Origin of the sequence: Microbacterium testaceum StLB037 (genome assembly GCF_008763945.1) — a bacterium.
Taxonomy (GTDB): domain Bacteria; phylum Actinomycetota; class Actinomycetes; order Actinomycetales; family Microbacteriaceae; genus Microbacterium; species Microbacterium testaceum_G.
This window is the reverse complement of sequence record NZ_VTQH01000002.1, coordinates 378,942-395,445: the sequence shown is the minus strand read 5'-3', so window position 1 is coordinate 395,445 and position 16,504 is coordinate 378,942. Positions and strand designations below refer to the sequence as shown.

The window sequence follows — 16,504 nt, the reverse complement described above, 5'->3', positions numbered from 1 at the left end:
TGCGCGAATCGCGGAGCCTCGGCCAGCGAGCGCGGGCACCCCCGGGTTTCCGCACCCGGTCCAGGAACCCCGGTAAGCTGAAAGCCTTCCCATCAGAGATTCCGAGGTTTCTTCATGCCTTCTCCGCTTTCGCGTCGCGTGCTCTCGGCGGTCGCCGTGGCCGCGGTCGCCGCCCTTTCGCTCTCCGCCTGCGCCGGGTCGGACCCCGCCGCCGAGGGCGACGGCGAGATCGTCTGGGCGATCGAGGGCGCGAACCTCTCCGCCGGGCACATGGATCCGCAGACCAGCCAGCTCGACGTCTCGGCCATGGTGCAGCGCGCCGTGCTCGACTCGCTCGTCTACCAGGAGACCGACGGCACGTTCTCGCCGTGGCTCGCCGAGTCGTGGGACGTCGAGGACGGCGGCGCGAGCTACCTCTTCCGCCTGCGCTCCGACGTGACCTTCCACGACGGCACCGCGTTCGACGCCGCGGCGGTCAAGGCCAACTTCGATCGCATCGCCGATCCCGAGACCGCGTCGGCCCAAGCCGCGAGCATGCTCGGCGGCGACCTGTACGCCGGTACCGACGTGGTCGACGAGCACACCGTGCGCGTGCGCTTCACGCAGCCCTACGCCCCGTTCCTGCAGGCGGCCAGCACCGCGCTGCTGGGCTTCTACTCGCCGCAGGTGCTCGAGACCAAGGCCGACCAGCTCAAGGCGGGTGGACCCGACGTCACCGTGGGCACCGGCCCGTTCGAGCTCACCGAGTACACGCCCGACCAGGACATCGTGTACACCCGCAACGACGACTACACCTGGGGCCCCGACGGCGGCGGCAAGCCGAGCTTCAAGACGCTGCGCGTCGACATCCTCCCCGAGGCGTCTGTGCGCGTCGGCGCCCTGTCGAGCGGTCAGGCCGACGTCGTCACGAACCTCCCGCCGAACCTGGTCGCGCAGGTCCCCGCCGACGACGAGGTCAAGTCGATCGCCTACCCGGGCCTGCCCTACTCGCTGTTCCTCAACGAGAAGTACGGCGTCTTCGCCGACCAGAAGGTGCGCCAGGCGTTCTCGAAGGCCATCGACGTCGACACCGCCGTGCAGGAGATCTTCTACGGCCAGTACCCGCGCGCCTGGAGCATCCTCGGCGCCACCACCCCCGGCTACGACGCGAGCCTCGAGAAGACGTGGCCTTTCGACCAGGCGGCCGCCAACGCCCTTCTCAACGAGGCGGGCTGGACGGGTCGGGATGCCGATGGCATCCGGACCAAGAACGGTCAGCGCCTCACGGCCCGCTGGATCGCGTGGACCCCGGTGCCCGACGACCGCGCGGCGCTCGCGAACGCGGTGCAGAGCGACCTCAAGGCCGTCGGCTTCGACCTCCAGCGCGAGGTGCTCGAGCCGGGCGCCTACAACGAGCAGTACGGACCCAAGACCTACGACGTCACCGACTGGGGCTTCTCGGGTGTCGACGCCGATCTGCTGCGCAGCCACCTGGCGACCGACGGGTTCCAGAACGCCTCGCAGGTGAGCGACCCGTCGATGGACGCGCTCCTCGAGCAGGCTGCGTCGACGACCGACCCCGCCGCCCGCAACGCGATCTACGCCCAGGTCCAGCAGTGGAACGCCCAGCAGTCCGCGATCGTGCCGCTGTACAGCCCGGCGCTCATCAGCGCCGTGACCCCGAAGGTCTCGGGGCTGACGTTCGACCTCTACGGTCGTCCGCTGTTCGCGACCGCGTCGGTCGGCTGAGTCCGCGCGTTTCGGACACACTGGTCGGATGCCACGTTCTCGCTCCCGCGCCCTTCTCCGGCGCCTCGGGGGGATCGTGGCATCCGTCGTCCTCGTGCTCTGGGGCGCCGCGACGCTCGCGTTCGTGGCGTTCCGGATCATCCCGGGCGACCCGGTCGAGGTCATGCTCGGCCCGCAGGCTCAGGTGAGCGAGGCCGTGAAGGCGGGAATCCGCAGCGACCTCGGTCTCGACCGGCCGGTGATCGAGCAGTACGCCGCATTCCTCGGGCGGCTCGTCCGCGGTGATCTGGGGGAGTCGTACCAACTGCGCCTCCCCGTGGCCGAGGTGATCGGTCGCCAGCTCGGACCCACTTTGCAGCTGTCGGCCCTGGCGCTCGTGATCGCCGTGCTCCTGGCGCTCGCGACGGCCCTTCTCGTGCGCGGACGGACCGGGCGGGCCGTGGCATCCGGAATCGAACTCGTCGTGCTGTCGTCGCCGGTGTTCTGGACGGGACTCGTGCTGCTGAGCGTCTTCTCGTTCCAGCTCGGGTGGTTCCCGGTATCGGGCGGGCGGGATGCCGCGTCGCTCGTGCTGCCCGCCGTGACCCTGGCCTTGCCGGTCGCCGCTCTGCTGTCCCAGGTGCTGCGGGATGGGATCGAGGCCGCCGAGCGCGAGCCGTTCCTGCTCACCGTCCGCGCCCGCGGCGCCGCGCCTCGGCGCGAGACCCTGCACCACACGCTGCGGCACGCCGGAGTCGGGGGCGTGACCCTCGCCGCCTACCTCGTCGGCTCGCTGCTGGGCGGTGCCGTGCTGGTGGAGACCGTGTTCGCGCGGCCCGGGATCGGACGCGTCACGCTCGCGGCGATCACCGACCGCGACCTGCCCGTCATCACCGGGGTCATCGTGCTGAGCGCCCTCGTCTTCGTCGTGGTCAACACCGTCGTCGACCTCGTCGTGCCCCTGCTCGACCCGCGGCTGCGATCCGGCACCGCGGCCCTGCGCGTGCGCGCGGGGGTTCCCGCGTGACCGCCGTCGCTCCGCCGCGACGCCGCACCCGCCGCGGCCGCGTGATCGCCCTGTCGGTCGCGGGCCTCGTCCTCGCCGTCGTCGCCCTCGCCGCCGTCGCACCGGGGCTGCTCGCCACGCACGACCCGCTGGTGACCGAGGTCCGCGCGGCCCTCCAGCCGCCCAGCGTCGCGCACTGGTTCGGCACCGATCAGAGCGGGCGCGACGTGTACTCTCGCGTCGTCTTCGGCGCCGGCCGATCGGTGGGCACGGGTCTGCTGGCGACCGGCCTCGCCCTGGTGCTCGGTGTGATCGCGGGTTCGCTCGCAGCCGTCGCCCCGCTCGCAGTGGATGCCGCCGCGATGCGGGTCGTCGACGTGCTGCTGGCCTTCCCCGAGTTCCTGGTGGCGCTGCTCGTGGTCGCGGTCCTCGGGCCGGGGGCCACGAACATCGCCGTGGCCGTGACGATCGCCGCGGTTCCCGTGTACATCCGGCTCGCTCGCGCGCAGACCCGCTCTCTCGCGGCGGCCGAGCACGTCGAGGCCGCGCGCATCATCGGCGTCCCCGCCGTGGTGGTGCACCTACGGCACGTGCTGCCGGGCGTGCTGGGCGCGGTGAGCGTGCTGGCCACGATCGGTATCGGCACGAGCATCCTCGCGGCGGCGGGCCTGAGCTTCCTGGGTCTCGGGCCCACCGAGCCGACGCCGGAGTGGGGGCTCATGCTCTCCGCGGGACGCAACCTCCTCGTGCAGGCGCCGTGGGTCGCCGTCTTCCCGGGCCTGGCGATCACCGCGACCGTGGTGAGCGTCAGCGTCATCGGCCGCATCCTGCGGGCGCGCTCCGAGGAGCGGGACGCGTGAGGGGCGTCCACCTGCGGGGCCTGCGCGTCGACGGTCGCGAGGGAGCGATCGTCCGCGGCCTCGACCTCGATGTCCCCCCGGGGGAGTGCGTCGCGATCGTCGGCGAATCGGGCGCGGGCAAGTCGCTGAGCGCGCGCGCCCTGCTCGGACTCGTTCCCGCGGGACTGTCGTGGTCGGCCGAGGCGCTCGAGATCGACGGCACTCCAGCGCAGTCGCTGACCGAGCGGCAATGGCGGGCCTTGCGCGGGCGGCGCATCGCCCTCGTCTCGCAGGACGCACTCGTCTCGCTCGACCCCCTGCGCCGGGTCGGCGCCGAGGTGGCCGAGCCCGTCCGCATCCACGAGCCCGCGGTGCGAGGACGAACCCTCGCCGACCGCGTCCACGAGAGCCTCGAGCGCGTCTCGATGCCCGACCCCGACGAACGCGCCCGCCAGTACCCGCACGAACTCTCCGGCGGTCTGCGCCAGCGCGCCCTGATCGCCTCGGCCCTGTCGGCGAAGCCCGCCGTCCTAGTGGCCGACGAGCCGACGACAGCACTGGATGCCACGGTGCAGGCGCGCGTGCTCGAGCTCCTCCGCCGCATCGCCGACGAGGGCGTGGCCGTGGTGTTCATCAGCCACGACCTCGGAGCCGTCGCGCGGGTGGCCGACTGGGTCGTCGTGATGCACGAGGGACGGGTCGTCGAGACCGGCGTCACCGCCGAGGTACTGGCATCCCCCCGCGATCCCGTCACGAGAGAGCTGGTCGCCGCCGTCTCGCACGAGCCCCTGGGCCGGGCCCCGCGCACCGACGCGCCGCTGTTCACCGCGCGGGGCGTGACCAAGAGATTCGGTGAGCGTGTCGCCGTCGACGACGTCTCGTTCGAGGTCCGACGCGGACGCACGCTCGCGGTCGTGGGGGAGTCGGGGTCGGGGAAGACGACGCTGGCGCGGCTCGCGGTCGGGGTGACCGCGCCCGATGCGGGGGAGCTGCGCTTCGACGACCGCCCCTGGACGCCCGCCGTCGCCCGCGGCACGGACCGACGACGCGTTCAGCTCGTGCAGCAGAACCCGTGGGGTGCGCTCGATCCGCGCTGGAGCGTGGGTCGCACGCTCGGCGAGGCGGTCGCCGCGGGGGGAGTGCCGCGGTCCGGCCGACGGCGCGCCGTGGTCGCTCTGCTCGAGGAGGTGGGGCTGTCGCCGGCGTTCGTGCGCCGCCGCCCCGCACAGCTCTCGGGCGGGCAGCGTCAGCGCGTCGCGATCGCCCGCGCCCTGGCCGTGTCACCGGATCTGCTCGTGCTCGACGAACCCGTCTCGGCGCTCGACGCCTCGGTGCGCGCGAAGATCCTCGACCGACTCCTCGCCCTGCAACGCGAGCGCGACCTTGCGATGATCTTCGTCACCCACGACCTCGATGTCGTGGCCGCGATCGCCGACGACGTGATCGTCATGAAGGACGGACGCGTCGTGGACTCGGGCGCCGTGTCGTGCGTGTTCGCCGCTCCCGGCCACGCCTTCACGCGCGAGCTGCTGGCGTCCGCCGGCCTGGGCACGCCTGGCGCGTGATGCCGGGGTCGTGTCTGGCGCGTCCGTTCCCCTCTCCCTCGAGTGCCACGGACGCGCCTGCGCCGCAGCGCACGCCGCCCGGCTCGCGTAGACTGGAGCGATCAGCATCGATCCGGCCATCACCGGGGAGCTCGCGGAAGAAACGGGTCCAGGCCCGCAGTAGAACCGCGCGGGGCAGGCCCGTCACAGCCGCAGTGAGAGAGGCACCGGTCCCGAACGGGGGCGGCGCAACGCGGGGTGGTACCGCGGTCCGCACGGATCGTCCCCGCAGGTGGATCCCAACCTGCGGAGAGACATGACCTACCCACGCCCCTCATCCTTCGGCCCGGCAGCCGACGCGTCGACCCCGGACACGCCGACCCCGGATGCCGCGACCCTCGCGTCCGCGCAGGGCGCCGCCGCCGCGGCATCCGTCGTCCCGAGCCCCCGCTTCCCGGCGATCGAGAACGACACCCTCGCCTTCTGGGCGCAGGACGACACCTTCCGCGCTTCGATCGCGAACCGCGAGGGCGCCGAGGAGTGGGTCTTCTACGACGGCCCGCCCTTCGCCAACGGCCTGCCGCACTACGGCCACCTGCTCACCGGGTACGCCAAGGACGTCTTCCCGCGCTTCCAGACGATGCGCGGCAAGAAGGTCGACCGCGTCTTCGGGTGGGACACCCACGGTCTTCCGGCCGAGCTCGAGGCGATGAAACAGCTCGGGATCACCGAGAAGGACGAGATCGAGGCGATGGGCGTGGCGACCTTCAACGCCAAGGCCCGCGAGTCGGTGCTCGAGTACACGCGCGACTGGCAGGACTACGTCACGCGCCAGGCCCGCTGGGTCGACTTCGAGCGCGGCTACAAGACGCTCGACACCACCTACATGGAGAGCGTGCTGTGGGCGTTCAAGACGCTCCACGACAAGGGCCTCGCCTACGAGGGCTACCGCGTGCTGCCGTACTGCTGGCGCGACGAGACGCCCCTGTCGACACACGAGCTGCGCATGGACGACGACGTCTACAAGATGCGTCAGGATCCCTCCGTCACTGTGACATTCCCGCTGGTCGGGGCGAAGGCCGAGGCGCTGGGGCTCACGGGCGTGCGCGCACTGGCGTGGACGACGACGCCGTGGACGCTTCCGACGAACCTCGCGCTGGCCGTGGGTCCCGGAATCCGTTATGCCGTCATCGAGGGCGGGCCGAACGGCGCAGCCGACGTGCACCGCGCTCCCGACGGCACGCCCGACGAGGCGTTCGAGGCCGTCGCCCACCGCTATCTGCTGGCCGAAGACCTGTTGCCCGGCTACGCCAAGGACCTCGGGTACGAGAGCCCGGATGCCGCCCGCGCGGCCGTGCAGACCACGGTCCTGGGCTCCGAGCTCGAGGGCGTGTCGTACGACCGCCTCTTCGACTACTACGCCGACGCCTCGGTGTGGGGCACCGAGAACGCCTGGAAGATCCTCGTCGACGATTACGTCACCGTCAGCGACGGCACGGGCATCGTGCACCAGGCCCCGGCCTACGGTGAGGACGACAAGCGCCTCGCGGATGCCGCGGGTCTGCCCACGATCATCTCGCTCGACGACGGTGGCCGGTTCCTCTCCGCCGTCACCGACGTGGCGGGCGAGTTGTGGCTCGACGCGAACCGTCCGCTGATCCGTCTGCTGAAGCAGGGCGGACGCCTGCTGCGCGAGGCCTCGTACGAGCACTCGTACCCGCACTGCTGGCGCTGCCGGAACCCCCTGATCTATAAGGCCGTGTCGAGCTGGTTCGTGCGCGTGACCGACATCAAGGACGACCTGCTGGCGAACAATCAGCAGATCACCTGGGTGCCCGAGAACGTCAAGGAGGGCCAGTTCGGCAAGTGGCTCGAGGGCGCGCGCGACTGGTCGATCAGCCGCAACCGCTACTGGGGCTCGCCGATCCCGGTGTGGAAGAGCGACAACCCCGACTACCCGCGCGTCGACGTCTACGGCTCGCTCGCCGACATGGAGGCCGACTTCGGCCGACTGCCGGTGAACGCCGACGGCGAGGTCGACCTGCACCGCCCCTACATCGACGACCTCACGCGCCCGAACCCCGACGACCCGACGGGGCAGTCGACGATGCGCCGCATCGAAGACGTGCTCGACGTGTGGTTCGACTCGGGCTCGATGCCGTTCGCACAGGTGCACTACCCGTTCGAGAACCACGAGTGGTTCGACGAGCACGCCCCCGCCGACTTCATCGTCGAGTACATCGGGCAGACCCGCGGCTGGTTCTACGTCATGCACGTGCTCTCGACCGCGCTGTTCGACCGCCCGGCCTACACCGGGGTGTCGTGCCACGGCATCGTGCTCGGCAACGACGGGCAGAAGATGTCGAAGTCGCTGCGCAACTACCCCGACGTGCGCGAGGTGTTCGACCGCGACGGGTCGGATGCCATGCGGTGGTTCCTCATGTCGTCGAGCGTGCTGCGCGGCGGCAACCTCGTGGTGACCGAGGAGGGCATCCGCTCGGGCGTGCGCGAGTTCCTGCTGCCGCTGTGGAACGCGTGGTACTTCTTCGCGACCTACGCCAACGCCTCGGGCCCCGACGGCTACACCGCCGAGTGGCGCACCGACTCCACCGACGTGCTCGACCGGTACATCCTCGCCCTCACCGGCGACCTCGTCCGCGACGTGGCCGCCGACCTCGAGGGCCTCGACTCCACGACCGCGGCCGAGCGCCTGCGCGACTTCGCCGAGGTGCTGACCAACTGGTACATCCGCCGCTCGCGCGACCGCTTCTGGGTGGGCGTGACCGACGACCCGACGAGCCGAGAGGCGTTCGACACGCTCTACACCGTGCTCGAGACGCTGACGCGTGTCGCTGCCCCGCTCATCCCGCTCGTCTCCGAGCGCGTGTGGCAGGGCCTGACGGGTGGGCGCAGCGTCCACCTGACCGACTGGCCCGACGCCTCGGCTTTCCCGGCGGCGGCGGACATCCGCACCGCGATGGACACCGTGCGCGAGGTCTCGAGCGTCGCCAACGCGCTGCGCAAGCGCGAGGGCAAGCGCGTGCGCCTGCCGCTTCCGCGGCTGACGGTGGTGACTCCGGATGCCACGGGCCTGGCGCAGTTCGACGACATCCTGCGCGAGGAGCTCAACGTCAAGACCGTCGAGCAGGTCGCCTTGCAGGACGGAACCGCCGCGGAGTACGGCATCACGCACCGCCTGTCGGTCAACGCCCGTGCCGCCGGCCCCCGCCTCGGCAAGCAGGTGCAGCAGGCGATCAAGGCCGCCCGCGAGGGTGACTGGAGCGAGGTCGACGGGCAGGTCGTCGCGGGCGGCATCGCCCTCGAGCCCGCCGAGTACGACCTCGTCGTCGAGACCGCGGGTCGCCCCGAGGGCGAGGCGCTGGCCGTGCTCGCGGGCGGCGGCTTCGTGCTGCTCGACACCGTCACCACGCCTGAGCTCGAGGCCGAGGGCCTGGCGCGCGACATGATCCGCGGCATCCAGGACACCCGTAAGGCCGCCGGCTTCGACGTGAGCGACAGGATCTCCCTGACCCTCACGTTCGACGACGCCGGCGATGCCGCGGCCGTGGCTCAGGCGTTCGACGTTGCGGGCGTGGCATCCGAGACCCTCGCCGAAGGCGTCGTGCTGGCCAGCCGCACCGAGCGACTCATCGAGCGCGGGAACGTGGGCGAGCCCGAGTTCGAGAACGTCCTCACGGCCAAGATTTACGCGAACGTCGGCGCCGTCACGGTGGCCGTCGCGCGGATCGGAGCACCCGCATGAGTGATCGCAGCAGAGCGGATGCCGTGTACGCGGCGCTACTGGAGCGACAGGGCGAGCAGTGGGTGCAGCCGCGCGTCGAGCGCACGCGCCGCGTGCTCGAGCTGCTCGACGACCCTCAGCGCACGTACCGCGTCATCCACGTGACTGGCACGAACGGCAAGACCTCGACCAGCCGCATGATCGAGAGCCTGCTGCGCGCGATGGGGCTTCGGACGGGCCTGTTCACCAGCCCCCACCTCGAGCGCTTCACCGAGCGGATCCTCATCGACGGAGAACCCGTGGCCGACGCCGCGATCGCCGACGCGTGGGACGAGATCCAGCCCTTCGTCGGCATGGTCGACGCCGAGCTCGAAGCCGCCGGAGACGCTCCGCTGACGTTCTTCGAGCTGCTCACGGTGCTCGCCTTCGTCGCGTGCGCCGACGCGCCCATCGACGTCCTCGTGCTCGAGGTCGGCATGGGCGGGGAGTGGGACTCCACGAATACCGCCGACGGCGACGTCGCGGTCTTCGCCCCCATCGACATCGACCACACCGACCGTCTCGGCTCGACGATCACCGAGATCGCCACCGTCAAGGCCGGGATCATCAAGCCCGGCGCGGCGGTCGTCTCGGCCGCGCAGCCCGCGGAGGCGCTGCGCGTCATCCGTGCCCGCGCCGAGAAGGAGGGGGCGACGGTCGCCGTGGCCGGAGACGGGTTCGCGCTCGAGGGTCAGACGCTCGCGGTCGGCGGGCAGCAGCTCGACATCCGCGGGGTCGCCGGCACGTACCGCGAGCTCTACCTGCCGCTCTACGGCGCGCACCAGGGCGCGAACGCGGCCCTCGCCGTCGCCGCGGTCGAATCGCTGGTCGGCGGAGGCACGCAGCCCCTCGCCGCTGACGTCGTGGCCGACGGCCTCGGCAACGCCACCTCGCCCGGGCGCCTGCAGCTCATCGGCACCGCCCCCACCGTGTTCGTCGACGCCGCGCACAATCCGCACGGCGCCCGCGCGCTGGTCGCCGCCCTCGACGAGTCGTTCGACATCGACGAGTGGGGGGCCGTGGTCGGCATCCTCGAGGGGAAGGATGCCGCGGGCATCATGTCGGCGCTCGTTCCGGCCGTCGCCCGCGTGTTCGCCACCGCCCCCGACAGCGACCGCGCGACCGACCCCGACGCGATCGCCGATGTGGCCGAGGCCGCCGATCTGCCGGTGACGGTGCACCCGACCCTCGAAGACGCCGCCGACGCGGCGCGCGCGTGGGCCGCGGAGTCCGACCGCCGCGCCGTGGTGATCGCCGGATCCGTCGTGCTCGCCGGTGAAGCCCTGCGCCTGTCCGAGCTCGAGGACTGGAAGTCGGGGTGGCAGGAGTGAGCCCGCGCGAGCCGCGCGCCCCTCGCCCCCGCCGTCAGCGCGGGGCCCAGGAGTCCCTCGGCGCCGTCGTGCTCGGCTTCGAGTCGATCATCGTCTTCCTCGGCGGGCTCGTCGTTTACGGCCTCAAGGTGCTGCCCGCGGGCATCGAGCCGTGGTGGGGGATCGTCGGCGGTGTCGTGATGGCGATCGCGATGGTCGCTGTGTCGGGTCTGCTCCGACACCGCTGGGCGCTCTTCGCCGGGTGGGGCCTGCAGGTTGTGCTGCTGCTCGCCGGTTTCCTGGTTCCGGCTCTCGCCGTGGTCGCCGTCATTTTCGGCGGCATGTGGGCGTATGCGACCATCAAGGGAGCGGCGCTCGATCGGCAGAACGCCCGACGCGCCGCATCCCCCGACCTCTCGAACGGAGAATGACCCATGGCCACCGAAGAGACCCTCGTCCTGGTGAAGCCCGACGGCGTCGCCCGCGGCCTGACCGGCGCGATCCTCGCCCGTATCGAGGCGAAGGGCTACGCCCTCGTCGACATCCGCCTCGTCGAGCCCGACCGCGAGACCCTCGCCCAGCACTACGCCGAGCACGAGGGGAAGCCGTTCTACGAGCCGCTGCTCGAGTTCATGATGTCGGGCCCCTCCGTCGCGATCCGCCTCGCCGGCAACCGCGTCATCGAGGGCTTCCGCTCGCTCGCGGGCACGACCGACCCCACCACCGCCGCCCCCGGCACGATCCGCGGCGACTTCGGCCGCGACTGGGGCCTCAAGGTGCAGCAGAACCTCGTCCACGGGTCCGACAGCGTCGAATCCGCCGAGCGCGAGCTCGCGATCTGGTTCTCCTGATCCCGGATGCCACGAAGGCCGCCGCCCCGCGAGGGTGGCGGCCTTCGTTGTTCGGGGCGGGGTTCGCGCGGGCGGGCCGGGGGCCGTTCGCCAGCTCGGTGATCCGCACATCCTCAGTCGCTTCCGTGGCTTCCCGGCTGAGGCTGCGCGAATCGCTGAGGGTGCGCCGCCGCCGCTCGCGCGCCGACCCCGCGCGCCGCCGCACGCTCAGCGATTCGCACGATCTCAGTGGCATCCGGGGCAATCCGGCTGAGGCTGCGCGAATCCCTGAGGGTGCGCCGCCGCCGCTCGCGCGCCGACCCCGCGCGCCGCCGCACGCTCAGCAATCCGCGCACGCTCAGTGGCATCCGGGGCACCCCACCTGAGGTTGTACGAATCGCCGAGCTTGCGCAGCCGCCCGTCCCGCGCCGACCCCGTGCGCCGCCACCGCTCAGCGATCCGCACTCGTTCAGCGGCATCCGGGGCATTCCAGCTGAGGTTGCGCAAATCAGTGAGGATACGCAACCGCCGACCCCGCGCTGACACACGCTCAGTGATCCGCACAGACTCAGTGACATCCGGGCCATTCCAGCTGAACATGTGCGAATCGCTGAGGCGACGCAGCCGCCGGCCGCACCCCGGCAGACCCCGCTCGGCTCAGAACTGCGACAGCACGTCGAGGCGCACCTGCGCCAGCACGGCGACGACGGCGAACGCCACGATGGTCATGAGCGGCACCCACGCCATCAGGCGGTCGGCGACCTCCTGCACGCGCGGGCGCGGGATGACCCCCTCGCGCAGCACGTGCAGCGTCACGACGAAGAACGAGGGGATCACGACCGACCACGTCACCATGCACCACGGGCACAGGGTCGCGAGCACGAACAGGCTCTGCCCGATGAGCCAGATGACGAAGCCCAGGGCGAAGACGAAACCGAGCCAGAACAGGGTCCAGAACCACCGGGCGAACCGCGCACCGGCGAGCAGCGCCGCGCCGACGACGATGGGGGCGATCCAGGCCGCGAGGCCGATGATCGGGTTGGGGAAGCCGAACACGCTGCCCTGCGCCGACTGCAGATTCGTCGAGCACTGGACCAGCACGCTGAAGTCACAGGATGCCGCGGCCCCGGGGTTCTCGAGCTGGTGGAAGCGTTCCATGGTGAGCGAGAACGCCGCCCACCATCCCACGACCCCCGCGAAGATCAGCCAGATCGCAACGACGACCGGACGACGGGGGGTGACGGTTTCGCTCATGCGGAGATTCTTCCATCGACCCGCTATGCGGCGGCTTTGAACGTCTCGACGACGAGGCGCCGCCGGAGAGGCGCCCGTTCATCGGGCCGACGGGCCGGTTCGGAGATGCCTCGTGGGTGTTCCGGGCACTTCGTGCGATAATGAAGGCTGATGTGACCGCGGCCGCGCCGCAGGAACATCACCCTGAAGACTTCGGGCGATGACCGCCCTTCGCAGCCCGAGCCGCAGGCCGGCTGCAGACCGAGTGAGTTCGCGGCCCCGCCGGGTGCGGCGCCGCATGAGATTTCGTCGGACGACGCGCGGTGTCGTCCGCCAGGGAGTACCCCGACATGGCCGATGTGACAGACGAACAGAACCCCACCGACGAGGCGCCGATCTCGCCCGAGACCGCAGCTCCTTCCGAGACGGCCCCCGCGGTCGACGAAGAAGAGGCAGCGGTTCAGGATGCCGAGGACGCGGCCGCCGACGACACCGAGGCGCCCGCGGTGCTCGATGTGGAGGACATCCCCGCGTCGGACGAGTCCGCGTCGGACGAGCCCGCCGGCGAGGAGCCTGCGGTAGAGCAGCCCGCAACAGAGCAGCCTGCTGCGGACGCGACGAACGCAGACGAGGCGAGCCCCGCCGCGCAGGTCGAAGAGTCCGCCGGTGACGCCGAGGCCCCGGCATCCGGAACCGTTTCCGTCGACGCCACGGACGACGCGAGCGAGAAGACCAGGAACCCGGCGGAAGGGTCGGAGACCCCCGCCCAGCCCGAGACCCCCGCCGAGCCCGAGAAGCCCGCCCGCCCGACGGCCGTGTCGCTGGGTCTGCTTCCGGAGAACTTCGTGTCGGCGGTGTCGACGGCCCTGCACTTCTACGCGCCCGAGCTGCCGCCCGTCATCATCCGCGACGACGTCGACGAGCGTGACGACGAGGGTTCCGACCGCCTCTCGGCGAACGCCCGTCGCCGCAACCGCCGCCGCGGCGGCGCGAACGACACCCGCGACGAGGCCCCCGAGGCCCCGGCCGCCCCTCCCGTGCGCCAGCGCGCGGTCGAGGTCATCACCGAGCCGCAGCGCATCAAGGGGTCGACGCGTCTCGAGGCCAAGAAGCAGCGTCGTCGTGACGGCCGCGAGGCCGGGCGTCGCCGCCCCGTGGTCACCGAGGCCGAATTCCTCGCGCGCCGCGAGGCCGTCGATCGCGTGATGGTCGTGCGTTCCAAGGCAGGGCGCATCCAGATCGCCGTGCTCGAAGACAACGTGCTCGTCGAGCACTACGTCGCGCGCAACCAGGACGCCTCGCTGATCGGCAACGTCTACCTCGGTCGCGTGCAGAACGTGCTGCCGAGCATGGAGGCCGCCTTCGTCGACATCGGCCGCGGGCGAAACGCCGTGCTGTACTCCGGCGAGGTCGACTGGGACGGCGTCGAGACCAACAACCAGCCGCGCCGCATCGAGCTCGCCCTCAAGTCGGGCGACCGCGTGCTCGTGCAGGTCACCAAGGACCCCGTGGGCCACAAGGGCGCGCGCCTGACGAGCCAGATCTCGCTGCCCGGCCGCTACCTCGTCTACGTGCCCAATGGCACGATGAACGGCATCTCGCGCAAGCTGCCCGACACCGAGCGTGCTCGCCTGAAGAAGATCCTCAAGGAGGTGCTCCCCGAGTCGTCCGGCGTGATCGTGCGCACGGCCGCCGAGGGCGCCACCGAAGAGCAGCTGACCCTCGACGTCCAGCGCCTCACCTCGCAGTGGGAGCACGTCTCGAGCCAGGTCAAGACCATCCAGGCCCCGGCCCTGCTGCACTCCGAGCCCGACCTCCTGGTCAAGATCGTGCGCGACGTCTTCAACGAGGACTTCACGCGCATGCTCATCCAGGGCGACGAGGCGCTGCAGACGATCTCGTCGTACCTGCAGGGCGTTGCCCCCGACCTGCTCGAGCGCGTCGAGAAGTACCAGGGCGAGCAGGACCCGTTCGACGCGTTCCGCGTGACCGAGCAGATCGAGAAGGCGCTCGACCGCAAGGTATGGCTGCCCTCGGGTGGCTCGCTGGTCATCGACCGCACCGAGGCCATGACCGTCGTCGACGTCAACACCGGCAAGTTCGTCGGCTCGGGCGGCAACCTCGAAGAGACCGTCACCAAGAACAACCTCGAGGCGGCCGAAGAGATCGTGCGCCAGCTGCGCCTGCGCGACATCGGCGGCATCATCGTCGTCGACTTCATCGACATGGTGCTCGAGTCCAACCGCGACCTCGTGCTGCGCCGCCTCATCGAGTGCCTGAGCCGCGACCGCACGAAGCACCAGGTGGCCGAGGTCACCTCGCTCGGCCTCGTGCAGATGACCCGCAAGAAGCTGGGCCTGGGCCTGCTCGAGACCTTCAGCGAGGCGTGCGAGGTGTGCGCCGGCCGCGGCGTGATCGTGCACCACGACCCCGTCGTCAAGCACCGTCCCGCGGGTTCGTCGAACGGCAACGGAAGCGGCAACGGTTCGTCGAACCGTCGCGGTCGCGGGGGCAACAACGGCTCGAACAGCAACGCGCAGTCGGGCGGCGCAAACGGCGGCGGCAACGCCGGTCAGGGCAACGGCGGCGGCAACGGTGGGGGAGCGGCGGCCCCGGCCGGCGGCACCCACGTCATCACCGAGGGTGTGAAGTCGGCCCTCGCGCAGATCGCGGCCTCGACCGTCAAGCCCACCATCGACGACCCCGCCGTCGTGGAGGCTGCGGTCGTGGCATCCGTCGAAGCCGTGCTCGAGGCCAAGAGCGAGTCGGCCGCCGAGGCGCCGGCCCCCGCCCGCGAGAAGCGTCCGCGCAAGAAGCGCGAGCCCAAGGCACCGCGTACCGAGAAGAACGCCCTGCTCGAGTCGGTCCTCGAGGCCCTCCCCGAGCCCAAGGCGCCGGGTCAGGGGCGCTCGCGCCGCCGCGTGACCACCGCGGCGCTGACGGGCACCCCGGTCAACGCCCAGCCGACCACGGAGTCCTGAGCCGGTTCCCTTACGCGTGAGGGGCCAGTTCTCGTCGCCGCGCATCGCGCCAGGCGACAGGACGTGGCCCCTCACGCGTGGGAGCGGGCGGGGTGGATGCCGGGAGCCCCGGGACCCGCGCACGGTCCGCTACCGACGGGGTGGGGCCTCAGCCGCGCGTACGCCGCTCCCGCGCCGTGATCCGCAGGCCCGAGGCGCGCAGGCGCCGCACCAGCTCTTTGCCGCCCAAGTGCTCGGCCCCCGCGCGGACGAGGTCGGCGTGCCGCTCGTCGGGCACGTCGTAGTGGTCGAGGTCGAAGGCGCGACGCGGGATACCGGCCGCGGCGGCGAAGGCATGCAGCTCGGCGAGGTCGCTGTCGCTGACCAGGTGAGCCCACAGCCGTCCGTGCGCGGGCCACTGCGGGTCGTCGATCAGGATCGCCATTCGGAAATCCTACGGTCGACACGCGGGTCGGATGCTTTTGCCGGATGCCGTGACGTGAGCTAAACTTGACCCTTGGTGCGTCGCGTCCACTCCTGACAGGAGCAGGACCCCGCGGGTTCAGCCCGCCGGATCGCACCGAGACTTGGGTCGTCAGACCCTCCCGACGTCATCAGACAACCGGAGCTCCGCGCTCCCGAACGAAAACAGGTGTGAAGTGGTTTACGCAGTTGTGCGCGCCGGCGGCCGCCAGGAGAAGGTCCAGGTCGGCACGGTCGTCGTGCTCGACCGCCAGAAGGCGAAGATCGGCGAGAGCATCCAGCTGCCCGCCGTCCTGTTCGTCGACGGCGACGCGGTCACGACCGACGCCGACAAGCTCGCGAAGGTCTCGGTCACGGCCGAGGTGCTCGGCGAGGAGCGCGGTCCGAAGATCGTGATCCAGAAGTTCAAGAACAAGACCGGCTACAAGAAGCGCCAGGGCCACCGTCAGGACCTCACGCGCGTCAAGATCACCGGCATCAAGTAAGAGCCAGGAGACGCAGAGATGGCACACAAAAAGGGCGCAAGCTCCACCCGTAACGGTCGTGATTCCAACGCACAGCGCCTCGGCGTGAAGCGCTTCGGCGGCCAGGTCGTCCTCGCCGGCGAGATCATCGTCCGCCAGCGCGGCACGCACTTCCACCCCGGCGCCAACGTCGGCCGTGGCGGCGACGACACGCTGTTCGCCCTGGCACCCGGTGCGGTCCAGTTCGGCGCGAAGGGCGGCCGGAAGGTCGTCAACATCGTCACCGCAGCAGCGGAGTAATTCCCGCGCTTCGGCGCACGAGGGGGTGGGCGCTGCCCACCCCCTCT

The 16,504-nt window shown here is 71.2% G+C and carries 13 protein-coding genes; 11 read left to right on the top strand and 2 right to left on the bottom strand.

Features of this window, described 5'->3' with window-relative positions; translation table 11 throughout:
• Positions 1-114: 114 nt before the first annotated feature.
• The 8 genes from F9B98_RS10520 to ndk all read left to right on the top strand — a co-directional run bounded on the left by F9B98_RS10520 (position 115) and on the right by ndk (position 11,038).
• Complete coding sequence (locus F9B98_RS10520) at positions 115-1,728, top strand: ABC transporter substrate-binding protein (protein WP_150957002.1); 1,614 nt, start codon at positions 115-117, stop codon at positions 1,726-1,728.
• A 28-nt stretch (positions 1,729-1,756) separates the two neighbouring features.
• Complete coding sequence (locus tag F9B98_RS10515; RefSeq protein ID WP_150956999.1) at positions 1,757-2,734, top strand: ABC transporter permease; 978 nt, start codon at positions 1,757-1,759, stop codon at positions 2,732-2,734.
• On the top strand, positions 2,731-3,573 hold the full coding sequence (locus F9B98_RS10510; protein WP_150956996.1) for an ABC transporter permease: 843 nt from the start codon (positions 2,731-2,733) through the stop codon (positions 3,571-3,573). Before F9B98_RS10515 ends, F9B98_RS10510 begins: the two co-directional genes overlap by 4 nt.
• Positions 3,570-5,117, top strand: coding sequence for an ATP-binding cassette domain-containing protein (locus F9B98_RS10505; protein ID WP_150956993.1), 1,548 nt, complete (start codon positions 3,570-3,572; stop codon positions 5,115-5,117). Before F9B98_RS10510 ends, F9B98_RS10505 begins: the two co-directional genes overlap by 4 nt.
• Before the next feature lie 295 nt (positions 5,118-5,412).
• Entirely contained in the window at positions 5,413-8,859 is a 3,447-nt protein-coding gene (ileS, locus tag F9B98_RS10500; protein WP_150956990.1) for an isoleucine--tRNA ligase, read from the top strand.
• Positions 8,856-10,208 (top strand): bifunctional folylpolyglutamate synthase/dihydrofolate synthase, encoded by a 1,353-nt coding sequence (locus tag F9B98_RS10495; protein ID WP_150956987.1) that lies wholly within the window; start codon positions 8,856-8,858, stop codon positions 10,206-10,208. The genes ileS and F9B98_RS10495 overlap by 4 nt, the downstream gene beginning before the upstream one ends.
• Entirely contained in the window at positions 10,196-10,618 is a 423-nt protein-coding gene (locus tag F9B98_RS10490) for a DUF4233 domain-containing protein (RefSeq protein ID WP_150956984.1), read from the top strand. The genes F9B98_RS10495 and F9B98_RS10490 overlap by 13 nt, the downstream gene beginning before the upstream one ends.
• A gap of 3 nt (positions 10,619-10,621) precedes the next feature.
• On the top strand, positions 10,622-11,038 hold the full coding sequence (ndk, locus tag F9B98_RS10485; RefSeq protein WP_144785245.1) for a nucleoside-diphosphate kinase: 417 nt from the start codon (positions 10,622-10,624) through the stop codon (positions 11,036-11,038).
• 636 nt (positions 11,039-11,674) lie between these two features.
• Here the strand turns inward: ndk and F9B98_RS10480 are convergent.
• Positions 11,675-12,271 carry a vitamin K epoxide reductase family protein gene (locus F9B98_RS10480; protein ID WP_150956981.1) on the bottom strand — a complete coding sequence of 199 codons (597 nt, stop codon included), beginning with the start codon at positions 12,269-12,271 and terminating at the stop codon, positions 11,675-11,677.
• A 329-nt stretch (positions 12,272-12,600) separates the two neighbouring features.
• Between F9B98_RS10480 and F9B98_RS10475 the strand changes: the two genes are divergently transcribed.
• Entirely contained in the window at positions 12,601-15,231 is a 2,631-nt protein-coding gene (locus tag F9B98_RS10475) for an Rne/Rng family ribonuclease (protein WP_150956978.1), read from the top strand.
• Positions 15,232-15,379: 148 nt separating this feature from the next.
• Here F9B98_RS10475 and F9B98_RS10470 read toward each other — a convergent pair whose 3' ends face one another.
• Positions 15,380-15,655 carry a DUF4031 domain-containing protein gene (locus F9B98_RS10470; protein WP_150956975.1) on the bottom strand — a complete coding sequence of 92 codons (276 nt, stop codon included), beginning with the start codon at positions 15,653-15,655 and terminating at the stop codon, positions 15,380-15,382.
• 214 nt (positions 15,656-15,869) lie between these two features.
• On the opposite strand from F9B98_RS10470, the gene rplU reads away from it, so the two are divergent.
• Both rplU and rpmA read left to right on the top strand, forming a co-directional pair.
• A complete protein-coding gene (gene rplU, locus F9B98_RS10465; protein ID WP_055836929.1) occupies positions 15,870-16,178 on the top strand; it encodes a 50S ribosomal protein L21 in 309 nt (102 codons plus the stop codon).
• A gap of 18 nt (positions 16,179-16,196) precedes the next feature.
• On the top strand, positions 16,197-16,457 hold the full coding sequence (gene rpmA, locus F9B98_RS10460; protein ID WP_055836932.1) for a 50S ribosomal protein L27: 261 nt from the start codon (positions 16,197-16,199) through the stop codon (positions 16,455-16,457).
• Positions 16,458-16,504 lie beyond the last annotated feature (47 nt).

Bases quoted from the DNA above. Each gene is read 5' to 3' on its own strand.
- F9B98_RS10475 (WP_150956978.1), top strand. From the start codon at position 12,601: ATGGCCGATGTGACAGACGAACAGAACCCCACCGACGAGGCGCCGATC.
- ileS (WP_150956990.1), top strand. From the start codon at position 5,413: ATGACCTACCCACGCCCCTCATCCTTCGGCCCGGCAGCCGACGCGTCG.
- ndk (WP_144785245.1), top strand. From the start codon at position 10,622: ATGGCCACCGAAGAGACCCTCGTCCTGGTGAAGCCCGACGGCGTCGCC.
- F9B98_RS10515 (WP_150956999.1), top strand. From the start codon at position 1,757: ATGCCACGTTCTCGCTCCCGCGCCCTTCTCCGGCGCCTCGGGGGGATC.
- F9B98_RS10495 (WP_150956987.1), top strand. From the start codon at position 8,856: ATGAGTGATCGCAGCAGAGCGGATGCCGTGTACGCGGCGCTACTGGAG.
- F9B98_RS10480 (WP_150956981.1), bottom strand. From the start codon at position 12,271: ATGAGCGAAACCGTCACCCCCCGTCGTCCGGTCGTCGTTGCGATCTGG.
- F9B98_RS10470 (WP_150956975.1), bottom strand. From the start codon at position 15,655: ATGGCGATCCTGATCGACGACCCGCAGTGGCCCGCGCACGGACGGCTG.
- F9B98_RS10520 (WP_150957002.1), top strand. From the start codon at position 115: ATGCCTTCTCCGCTTTCGCGTCGCGTGCTCTCGGCGGTCGCCGTGGCC.
- rpmA (WP_055836932.1), top strand. From the start codon at position 16,197: ATGGCACACAAAAAGGGCGCAAGCTCCACCCGTAACGGTCGTGATTCC.